The following is a 10,651-nucleotide window of genomic DNA, read 5'->3' as shown; positions in this document are numbered from 1 at the left end:
TCCGATGCGGCGCACTAACCATCGAAACCTCGTGAATGTCGGTATCCTGTCTGGCAGGATACCGCTCATTTCCCTTGTTCAGTTCATCGCCGTCGCCGAGCATCTGAATTTTCGGCATGCGGCCAAGTGTTTTTGAGTAATAAAGTTCAATACTAAATAATAAACAGTAATACTTAGTAAAAAAGTTTCATACCAATTTTCAAAAAAAAGAAAATATATTTATTATTTTCAGCATATTGGAATTTTGGTATGAAACTTTTTTTATTTCAATAGAATTATACTTAGATTAGTTTTTGCGTATAGTATGATACTTCAATAAATATCATTTAAATTTAATATCAATAAAATAAAACACTTATACACAACATAGTATGACACTTTATTGCTTTCATATACATACTAAAAAGCTGAATAGCCTAAGCATTAATACAGTTCTAGATTTTGTTTGTGCTTCACCCTTAATGATTAGAGATCAATTCTCTGTAGTCATGCACAGAACTCTATTAGAATTACAGGGAATTTCTTGCATTGAAATTGAGCAAAGTCCTAAAGTAAAAAAACAAATAATAGCAAGCCGTTCCTTTGGCCAGAAAGTTTATAGCTGTGAGGATCTTAAAGAAGCGATTACGCTTTATGTTCAGGATGCCGTAAGCCGTTTAAGAAGTGAAAATTTACTATGTGGCTGTATTATTAGTTTTGTTCAATCTAATCCATTTGATACTTCTGAGCCTTTTTATAATAAATCTTTGTCTTACGCTTTACCCGATCCATCAGACAATAGTTTATTACTTTCTAAAATTGCTACCTCAATGGTTGATCAGCTATACCAGAAGAATATTGGATTTAAAAAATGTGGAGTTATCCTCACTTGTCTTGAACCTAAAGCCACTCATATTTATGACTTATTCACGGACATGAACAAGATAGAATCAAGTAATAAACTTATGGATTCACTCGATGATATACAGAATAAATTTGGTAAGAGAAAAATAGGATTAGGTGCCAGTATGCTACCTGATAGAAATTGGAATATGTCACGTAATAAGCTGTCTCCCAATTACTTTAAATGGGATCAACTTATGAGTGTTAAATAATTAGTCATGACTAAGATAATTTTTTTGCATGTGACTTGCCACCTGGCTAAAAGGAATAACAGGAATTGAAATTAAAATATGCAGCGTTTATAGCTCTTTTAATAGTAGTGTCTGTTATGGCCTTTAAACAGGTTTATAACCCTTACTTTGATCAAGATAAAGAAGTAAAGACGTTTAGCTTTAATGGAAAAAAATTAACGGCTCTGTACCTATATAGGGAGCATGATCAAGAAATAGGTTTTAAAGAAAATCCTTCATTAAAGCCTTTAGTCTTTACGTGGAAAAAGCCGATTTATACCTGTTTTAATATGGTCAATGTACCTTATGACTTAGAGATATTTTTCTTTAATACAGATAAAAAAATTATTGGATCGGCTGTAATGGAAAAGTTTTCCAAAAAGCAGTATTGCCCCAAAGAAAAAATAATGTTTGCATTAGAAAAAATATCCAATGATAAACAAGAGTTACCCAATTAAATTAGAGTGAGATTTAAGAATAATGGAATTTAAGCTAGGGGAGTACACATTTGAAGCTGAAAACTGCATAGATGGAATTTTCATTAATCCACAACAAAAAGCCATATACTAGATATGGCTCTTTAATCAGGATCTAGGCTACTTCAGGTAGTAAAATTCAGGATTGAATCGTAAATTGTACTCTACAACTGTTTCGAAAATTTTTAGGAAGTTTCTAGCATTCATTAAAGCTGTTTCATTTTCGATTAACCCAGTTTCCGCTACATTATTATTTGCAAGTCCAGTTTCAACATTGCGAATAACAACATCCTTGCTTTGAATCACTTTAGCTACATTGTCAAAATCATCAACTGCACCATTACTGTAATGGCGTAAATGATGATTAAATTCCCGCACTAATAGGTTATGACAGGCAAAACCAAAGTGATAGCTGATACCGTTTGCACGTTCAAATTTTTGCTTTTCTGTTAGTTCTGGTTCACTTGAACCGAACAATTTTTCAAACAGTTTTTTTAGCACTATTTGTTTCCTATAGTTTATTGGTGGTCTAAATCCGCTTTATATTTAGAAGTCCATTTCAAAACACAATACACCAATTTATATAATATTGGTAATGTTTATTTAAAATAATTTAATTTATTCTAAACATTTCACACCTTGCCACTATCTTAGTCATGACTAAAAAATAAGGCACATTATTGTGCCTTATCTTGTTATCTATCTTGTTCTTTCCCCTTGCTCTTTCCCTGCTGAGGATCTGGCTTATTAGGTTGAATCTGTGGCTGTGGCGTTGGTTTTTTCACTTCTACCTGTTTCCGTAAATAGTCCACTAGATCAACTGCTAGTTTTCTATCTTGCGGATCTGGTGACTGTGATAGAGCTTTAGTAATTTCCTTGTAATGCGTCAATGCTTCTTTTTCTTGCTGTTTAGCTTTCTGGACACGTTCTGGACTTGCCTTATTTTTACCATATCGCTTAAACGATTTGCCCTGCTCTTTCATTTGTTTAACTGACTGCTTATCACTTCTATTTTTTTGAAGCCTAGCTATACGTTTTGTCGCATTCGCTTCAATCCCTCTGGATCTTAATTTTTCAGCAAAACTTTCTCGCCATTCCTGAAGATCAGCCTTCCTGATATTTAACCGATCACCTTTTTCAGAAACAGCTTTAACAACAACATGCACATGCGGGTTTTCACTTGGATCTTTTGAAGGGTCATTGGTAAAGGTATGCTGCACCATCATATATTTATGGTCTTTAAAATGTTCCTCTGCAAATTCTTTTGCAGCATCATAAACGCCTTTTTCATCCGTACCTTTCGGCATAGATAACACAATATTAAAAGCCTGCTTATATTTAGATTCTTCATCAGAAATAGGTGTACCTGACATTTGCCAATCTTCAGCAGTATCTTCTATATCATCCTTACCATTAACTTTATTTCCGTCCTGATCAATTCCCTCTAATTGCCCATTCCGTGTGATATATCCCATGTGGGCTTTCACCTTCCCCATAGAATTACCTCCACCAGTAACCTTGACCATTACTTCAGGGGTCTTTTTACTGATTCTATTTAAAGTTGCCTTAACGCTATTTGGAGATGATTTAGGGGCTGATTTAGCTGAATGGCCAGATCCATTTTTAGGCTTAGACAGATCATTTAAAAAAGTATCTAAACTTTGCGTCTGATTAACACGCTTAACTTTAGATCCGTTAAGTAGCTGCTCACCATGAGCAAGCAAAGTGCTTTGCACTTCTCTGGTAGTCTTACTGCTTCCGTTAGCCATTATTCCCACCTCTTTTTATTGCGCTCTAATAGAGTGAAAACATGCCTAACTTGAGCTTTTACTAGCTGATGCACTCGCTCGACAAATTCTCTATCGTAAGACTCATAAATACCCTGATTCATATTCTTAGCCATTTGGTTTAGGTTTCTACCAATCGCCAAAAGCTGACTATTTGATTCGCCAAGTTTAAGAGCTTCTTCCTGGCTAAAGAATATTGAATCTTTTGTGACATTAGCTGTTAAAACCGAAATGATATATTGATTCGGTTTCATACCGACCTGTGCTGCTTTTTCATTAATGGCTTTCATCAAACTTGGTTTAAGCCGTAATTCTTTGCGTGATGTTTTTTCAAATACATCTATAACGTCTTGCGTTTTTTCTATTTCAGATAACTTTTCCTTGATCATTTTTTTGAGCAGGTTGTCTGGATCTACTTCTTCAAACTTAGCTAACTGATAGATTTTTTCGGTTAAGTCCTTTTCCAGATTCAAGGAAAAATCTTGTCCTGAATATTCTGGATCATTCTCTTTTTGATAAGAAAGTTCTAACGCTTTTTGGAAAGGTGCGCCTTTCTTAATTCCCTGTTTTTCACACTTTGCCTCCCACCAATCAAGCACTGCCCGATCAACTCTGAAAAAGATTTTATTGTCTTTAGTCATGATTAATTCCATAAGCAAAGTGATATTTTGCTTATCCCATTTTATCAACTGGGTGACAAAATGGCAATTTTAACGGCTGCTGCCTATCCTGCCCTAGATTATATACCTTCTTTTTTCCCTCTTTTCTCCTTAGTCATGACTAAGGGTAATCAAGCTAGGTGGTCGGGATAACCCGCCAAAAAAAAACCTTGCATAAGCAAGGTCTTTTTCCATTGATAGGTTTAGGCTTCTTGTAAATACTCGATTTCAAGGCTGCTGCAATCTACAGATACCTCTGTTCCATCTTCGTATTTGATCCATGCAAAACCCAAAGAAGTAGGCTTTTTATTTAGCATCAGGTTCGCTTGTCGGCCGTCATGAATAACAACTAAAAGCGGTTTTTTGATTTTGTCTGGATCTTCTTCTTTAGCTTCTGGCTGCTCTTTCTGATTCGATTGATCCATCAGTTTTTTAACTTCTGGTTCTTCTGGTTCTTCAGTCGCTTCAGCTTGATCATCCCCCTCAAAATTGAAAGATTCATTATCATCAATAATGGCGGTTTGCTCTTGGCTTTCTTGCGCCTGTGGTTCTTGATCTACTTCAGTCGCTTCAGCTTGCTTAGGTTCTTTTAACTTTTTAGATAAAGCCTGAACTCTAGATCTGATAATGTCCTGACCATTCTCTAAAGATTCATCCACCCAAGCGTTTACTTCTTCAGGGAAGGATTCCCAAAGTTTGCGTAAGTCATACAAAGTCTTTGGAGATTTAAATCCTGCATCATAAGCCTTAGATAAGCATTCTGGCATATCTACTAAAGCTAAGTGAGTAGAAATGAAAACAGGATCTTCATTTAACTTTTTAGCGATTACGTTTTTCTTCTCACCTTGCTTAATTTTCTTTTGGATGAAAAGTGCAAGCTCAATAGGTGAATGGTTAAGGCGTTCTTTATTCTCCATGACTTGATCATAATCATCATGATCATTATCAACAAAAGCAGGGATAGTTTCCTTGCCAGCCATCACTGAAGCTCTAAAACGTCTAGCTCCATAATTGATGATCCACTTGCCTTGTTCTGTTGGGTGGGGTTTAACACTAATTGGTGTTTTAACTCCACGAGCCTTGATTGATTCGACCATTTTTTGCATCTGATCTTCTGGAAACTCAACACGCGGCTGATCTGGATCTTCAAGAATATCTGTAAGTGGAATCTGTTTAGGTGTTCCGTCTGCTACTGGTTCAGAATTACCTAGATCAATACCTTCCAAAGCTGATAAATCTAACATTCCTTAAATCTCCATAAACTTGTTAATGCTTTCAAAAACTGTTTTTAATTCAGCCCATGCGGTAAAACCGCTAGTTTTACCCAATTTATTTGTAGGTATGCCTTGCGCTTGCGCTTCAGCGATTGCAGTCGTTTTTTTAACGAAGGCATAGCTACCGTCTGAGTTTTTGATCAGGTACTTTGAAAAATGCTGAACAATAGCTTTTAGGTTGTCTTTCTGAAATGGAGTTGGTTCAACAATATTCGGAAGGATGCCGATTAATTTTAAATTTGGGTTTAGCTTTTGATTAATCGCTTGGATCTGCTTGAGTAATCCACCGATGCCGTCAATAGCTTCCTGATTCAATTGAATTGGACTTAAAACATAGTCACTAACAATTAATGAAGCTACTTGGCGAATGTCGGGATTTGGATTGGTATCAATCAGGCAAACATCAAATAAAGAATCAACTGATTTTAAAAACTTCTGGTAATTGGTGGCAAAGTTGTTATGCAAAGTGCCATTTTTTTCAATAGCTGTTAATTCTGGTGTTGCTTGTACCAAAGTAAAGGCTTCAGGATTTGAAATAGTTTGATCTTCTTTGGTCAGCATGTCGAATGCAGATACATTAGCTACAGTCACAGCCCCGCCAGTAATCAATGCTTTTGTAGTGTTCTTCTGGTGGTCTAGATCAATGACTAATACACGCAAGCCCAAAGAATTTAAATAGTGTGCATACTGGCAAATGATTGCAGATTTACCCACACCGCCCTTTTGATTTGAAGCAACAACTTTTTTCATATTTCACCTAGTTTAATGGCTTATTAAGGGTCGCCCTATTGCGTCCTTATGCTGTATATTCTAACGTCCACCTGTGGACTTTGCAAGCATTTTCTTAGTCATGACTAAGTTTTTTATCATAAAAAAATCCTCCCATAAAGGGAGGACGTAAATTAAAAATCTTCAGGATAACCAATTGTTATGACTGGCTCTCCTTGATCTCCACCATGAACGTGCAATTCTAAAATATGATTTCTCTTGCGACCTGCGCCTGTGATAATCACAGTAAAACGTACCGCACTAGGGCTTAGGTGTGTCTTATATGCTCGGCTCATCCATAAAATGTCATGAATAACGCCCTCTAAGTCATTAAGCCATTTTTCATTTTTTACCGCCTTATCAACTACCGCCCAAAGCGCAGAAGTGAAACAGATAGGATGCTTATAATGTTCTTTTGCCAGTCCATCTAATTTAGGACTAAGAGAATTGATTGCAACTAAAAAACCATCTTCAATGGCTTGCTGACGTGTGTAAACTGAAATGTATTGTTCCATGATTTTTACCTGTTTTATTTCAGGTCGCCCGATGCGTCCTGATAAAGTCATTATATCAGTCCACCTGTGGACATTCAAGCAAAAGTTTAGTCATGACTAATTTTTTATAGGGAAAATTGAGTAGAAAAATATCCGTTTTAATACCTGGCTAAACCGCTTTTCAGATGCTCTTATTTGCGATTCTTAGGCTGCTGACTGCCTTTTTTATATATGAAGCTAGGTTATCCTAGCACCGACCTGAACAGGCCAAAATGAGCGTATATAAAGCAGAACAGATAGACAATTTTTTATGTTTTTTAGGCAAGCTAAAAACCAAAAAAATCGCCACCAAAAAAAACCTCCCATTGTGGGAGGTCTAGCTTAAACGGCTAAGTTATAAGTAATTCTGTAATCTTCAAAATAACCGTTTTCATTATCTCCCCTTCTGATTCTTTCAATATGAGTAACATTGTGGGCTACTCGGCAACTAATCATGATTTTTTCAATTTCTTGAAATAGTGTTTTTTCATCAAAGATTGGAAACCAAATATTATTGTTAGATCCAGTTAAAACCTCATGACCGCAAAAATGAACCAGTTTACCTGTAGGATAGTTTGTAAAGATTGCAACTATTGAAGCTCGCATAATTAATTCCTGTTTTATTTCAGGTCGCCCGATGCGTCCTGATAAAAATCATTATATCAGTCCACCTGTGGACATTCAAGCAAAAACTTAGTCATGACTAAGAGAATTGATAAAAAAAGCCCCCTTTCGGGGACTTATTCATTAAGCGGTTAAAAGTTGTCTTTCTTCTGCCATTCTGGTTTTTTTAACTTTCTGGCTGCCGTGTAACTCTCGCATTTGATCTAAAGTCATTCGACCTCGACCATTTGATTTTTTACCAATGAAAACCCATTTACATTGCACTCGATTCCATACAAAACCCGCTTCTTTTAATTTGTCTTTGTGCTGCTTAGTATCACCAGAAACCCAAACCCAAACGCCAATAATTTCAATATCTAAACCATCCAGATTGATAATTGCATCAATAGCCTGTTTTACTTTTTTCTCAACTTCAGAGTGTTCTGAACGGCTTGACCAGAAACCACGCCCATTTTCGGAACTATCTTGATACTGATCTTTTGAAGCTTCATTAATAATGCGATTTAAAAGCTGTTCATATTCGCTGTTAATCTCCTGCATAACTTCGGTTTTACCGCCACGATCAGGATGATTTTTAAAAGCTAGTTTTTTGTACTGAAGTTTTAACTCGTCTAATGATGTAACTGATGAAAAATGTTTCATGTTTAAATACCTGTTTTATTTCAGGTCGCCCGATGCGTCCTGATAAAATCATTATATCAGTCCACCTGTGGACATTCAAGCAAAAACTTAGTCATGACTAATTTTTTTAAATGATATAAATTCATAAAAAATAGCTATTTAAGTATTTTGTCTGGTCTGCTTTTCTAATGCTTATATTTGCGTTTCTTAGGCTGCTGATAGCCTTTTTTTACCCTACGTCTAGTTACCCCACATTAAACACACAAACACCCTAAAACGAGCTTAAAACACACAAGATGAACAACCTTTTTTCCCTTAGTCATGACTAAGAATGTATAAAAAAATCCCCTTTCGGGGATCTCTTTTAAATTGGACAAGAATTAAAAATTTTATGGAATGGATCATTCCTATAAGCTGTCACTCTATACGCTTTAAGGCGTTTTTTAGTGTATGGCTCAAAGGTCACTAAAAAGTGTGAGAATAGCCCACCTCCCAACTGTTCGGGCAGCATGAACATTTCAAAGTTAAAACCTCCATACGTGCGGGCAGGGGGAAGGATATTAAACTTTTCATCATATTCAGTTAGTGAAATTTCAATCGGTTCTAAATAGTTATTCTCTTTCTGAAAGAAATCTTTTTCAGTCATAACTGAAGCAGCAGCAAAGCTTTCTCCATAACTGTTTTGTAATTCTAGTATTAATTGACCTACATTCTTTTTAGTAAGACAGCAAACATATTGATCATTAAGATTGTCTAAGTAACCAAAAAAATGGACTGATTCAACTTCAGATTTCTTTAATGTATAGACTAAAACTAAATCCTGATTCATAACTAAATACCTGTTTTATTTCAGGTCGCCCGATGCGTCCTGATAAAAATCATTATATCAGTCCACCTGTGGACATTCAAGAAATAACTTAGTCATGACTAAGAAATAAAATAATGTTTAGTTAAGATCCCTAGAGGTTATATCAGAGCAAAGTGTCTACTTTGCGAACTGGTGCAATCAGTTAAATTTTCCCTTCCCTGATTACCGTTGCAAGGGGCAAGCGAAGCCGACAAAATCTGTGATTTTGTCGAGCTGACCGCAGCACCGCAACTGCTCCCATTTGATCTAAAACGGGATACCTAAAGCCAGCCCGCATGGGTGGCGACCAGATAGCATAGAAAACTAAAAAATGTAGGAGGTAAGTAAGGCAAAAACTAAATATTTAAAAACTAATCAGCTAGATTTATTGGCAAAATATTACAGGTTTGGCCAAATCCTGGGAAACATTAAGTTATTGTTTTTATTATATGCTTGTAAATTGAAATTCTAAAAAAATGGCAAAATATTCCACTTAGGCTAAACGTAAACTTTTAGTCATGACTAAGGTATCAATTAGCTAATTATTAAATTTTAATATTTGGATGCGAATAGAAAAGATACTTTTTATATAGATTAATAAGAATTTTTGAAGGTTTTAGATTGAACCACCATATTGTCTTAAATTAGCGAAGTCTGTTTAAGACAATATGGGGGGTATGCTTTTTAGATATTAATCCTGATCGTCCGTGTCCTGATCGTCCGTGTCCTGATCGTTCTTCTTATCATTATTGCTATTGGTGATAATCCCTCGTTTTGCCTGTAACCAGAAGTAATAATCCATATCTATCGGCTTATGAGCATTAAGCTTATCTAACTTTTCAGTTAATAGAGTTCTCATGATTACCTTAGAAGTATCCTCGTCTAGATTACCTAAGAAATATCCGTAATCATTTAAAAATTCTTTGCAATTTACTAAGGTGCTGATTTGTTTTGGAGATACCTTTACTGGTGGTTTGAAATGCTTAATACGATCAGGTGCTTTAAAGTGTGATCCATCATCACTAAATGGAATTGCAGCAGCCAGATAGCCCTTTTTCATTTTATCTATAAATTTGATGTGTCCTTGCTCTTTATATTCAGTTTTCATGCTAAAAATAAACTTAATAGCAACTACTTCCTTTCCGTTTTTTACGTTCTCAAAACTGACATTAATATTGCTAAGTTCGTTAATTTCATCCTGAGCCACATTCAAAACACGGTTTTTAAAATTGGCCAACTCTTTATATTTATCCTCACATTCAAGCATCCATCTTAATTCTTCCAGATCAATAGTGACCTCTGATGTACGCCACATATAGCTCATTAAGATCCGATACAAACGAAGGGAATAGCTCGAATTAAATAAGATAATATGCTTCAGTTCATGGCTACTAAATGACTTAGTTTTTTCATCTACTTTCTTAACTAGATCATAGAAATACTCAAAAAACTCTTTTGCGAATCTAACCTTAATACATTTAGTTGCTTTGTCATAATGGCAATAAGTCATCATCGGAACTTTAGCAGGTTCGTCAGATTCCCCATCTTTAACCAACATAGTTGGGTTATCAAATTTTGTATAAATACGTTTTAAAGCAGTTTCAGCATTTCGCTGAATTTCACGTTTATCTGTTGCAGTAAGCACTTCCTTTCTAGCCATTGGGGAGGTCAATTCTCCAAAGTTTTCGCTGCTCACATAAATGAAGTCGTCATGAGTAATTGAGGTCTTATTTTTAAGCTCATTCTTTCTCACGATGATCATTGCACAGTACATAAGCTTCTCAAGATTGAGATCAATGCTATATCTGGCAGTAGGAAAATCATTGCGGGTCACAACTAAATCGGTCAATTTTGCCCTTGTATTAGATTGTGTATAGTCCTCTAAGCCTTGTGAGCCAATAATTTTCTGCATTTTTTTGTAAATCCGTTATTCCTTTTGAAATCATTATA

11 protein-coding genes and 2 pseudogenes are annotated in these 10,651 nt (G+C 35.6%); 3 read left to right on the top strand and 10 right to left on the bottom strand.

What is annotated here, in order from left to right; genetic code table 11:
• Positions 1–4: 4 nt before the first annotated feature.
• From FTV34_RS17960 to FTV34_RS13565, 3 genes and pseudogenes are all read left to right on the top strand, one after another.
• Positions 5–127: pseudogene (locus tag FTV34_RS17960) on the top strand (LysR family transcriptional regulator); the annotation flags it as partial.
• A 268-nt stretch (positions 128–395) separates the two neighbouring features.
• Positions 396–1,094: pseudogene (locus FTV34_RS13570) on the top strand (DUF4113 domain-containing protein); the annotation flags it as partial.
• A gap of 116 nt (positions 1,095–1,210) precedes the next feature.
• Entirely contained in the window at positions 1,211–1,570 is a 360-nt protein-coding gene (locus FTV34_RS13565) for a DUF192 domain-containing protein (RefSeq protein WP_163167878.1), read from the top strand.
• Positions 1,571–1,708: 138 nt separating this feature from the next.
• Here the strand turns inward: FTV34_RS13565 and FTV34_RS13560 are convergent, their stop codons facing one another.
• The 10 genes from FTV34_RS13560 to FTV34_RS13515 form a co-directional block, all read right to left on the bottom strand.
• The gene (locus tag FTV34_RS13560; protein WP_163167865.1) at positions 1,709–2,089 is read right to left on the bottom strand and encodes a hypothetical protein; all 381 of its coding nucleotides are present in this window, start codon (positions 2,087–2,089) and stop codon (positions 1,709–1,711) included.
• Positions 2,090–2,283: 194 nt separating this feature from the next.
• Positions 2,284–3,357, bottom strand: coding sequence for an ABC transporter permease (locus FTV34_RS13555; protein WP_163167867.1), 1,074 nt, complete (start codon positions 3,355–3,357; stop codon positions 2,284–2,286).
• Complete coding sequence (locus FTV34_RS13550) at positions 3,357–4,016, bottom strand: plasmid mobilization relaxosome protein MobC (protein WP_163167869.1); 660 nt, start codon at positions 4,014–4,016, stop codon at positions 3,357–3,359. Before FTV34_RS13550 ends, FTV34_RS13555 begins: the two co-directional genes overlap by 1 nt.
• A gap of 221 nt (positions 4,017–4,237) precedes the next feature.
• Positions 4,238–5,278, bottom strand: coding sequence for a ParB/RepB/Spo0J family partition protein (locus FTV34_RS13545; protein ID WP_163167872.1), 1,041 nt, complete (start codon positions 5,276–5,278; stop codon positions 4,238–4,240).
• A 3-nt stretch (positions 5,279–5,281) separates the two neighbouring features.
• The gene (locus FTV34_RS13540; RefSeq protein ID WP_015060288.1) at positions 5,282–6,058 is read right to left on the bottom strand and encodes a ParA family protein; all 777 of its coding nucleotides are present in this window, start codon (positions 6,056–6,058) and stop codon (positions 5,282–5,284) included.
• Positions 6,059–6,210: 152 nt separating this feature from the next.
• Entirely contained in the window at positions 6,211–6,642 is a 432-nt protein-coding gene (locus FTV34_RS13535; RefSeq protein ID WP_227539197.1) for a DUF6573 family protein, read from the bottom strand.
• A gap of 309 nt (positions 6,643–6,951) precedes the next feature.
• A complete protein-coding gene (locus tag FTV34_RS13530) occupies positions 6,952–7,215 on the bottom strand; it encodes a hypothetical protein (RefSeq protein WP_034594172.1) in 264 nt (87 codons plus the stop codon).
• Between the two features lie 141 nt (positions 7,216–7,356).
• On the bottom strand, positions 7,357–7,875 hold the full coding sequence (locus FTV34_RS13525) for a J domain-containing protein (protein ID WP_015060286.1): 519 nt from the start codon (positions 7,873–7,875) through the stop codon (positions 7,357–7,359).
• A 343-nt stretch (positions 7,876–8,218) separates the two neighbouring features.
• Positions 8,219–8,683 (bottom strand): hypothetical protein, encoded by a 465-nt coding sequence (locus FTV34_RS13520; protein ID WP_015060285.1) that lies wholly within the window; start codon positions 8,681–8,683, stop codon positions 8,219–8,221.
• A gap of 709 nt (positions 8,684–9,392) precedes the next feature.
• Entirely contained in the window at positions 9,393–10,613 is a 1,221-nt protein-coding gene (locus FTV34_RS13515; protein ID WP_163167874.1) for a replication initiation protein, read from the bottom strand.
• Positions 10,614–10,651 lie beyond the last annotated feature (38 nt).

The organism is Acinetobacter sp. YH16038 (genome assembly GCF_013417275.1).
Lineage (GTDB): Bacteria > Pseudomonadota > Gammaproteobacteria > Pseudomonadales > Moraxellaceae > Acinetobacter.
Note: the sequence above shows the minus strand (reverse complement) of the source record. Positions and strands in the feature narration are given on the sequence as shown.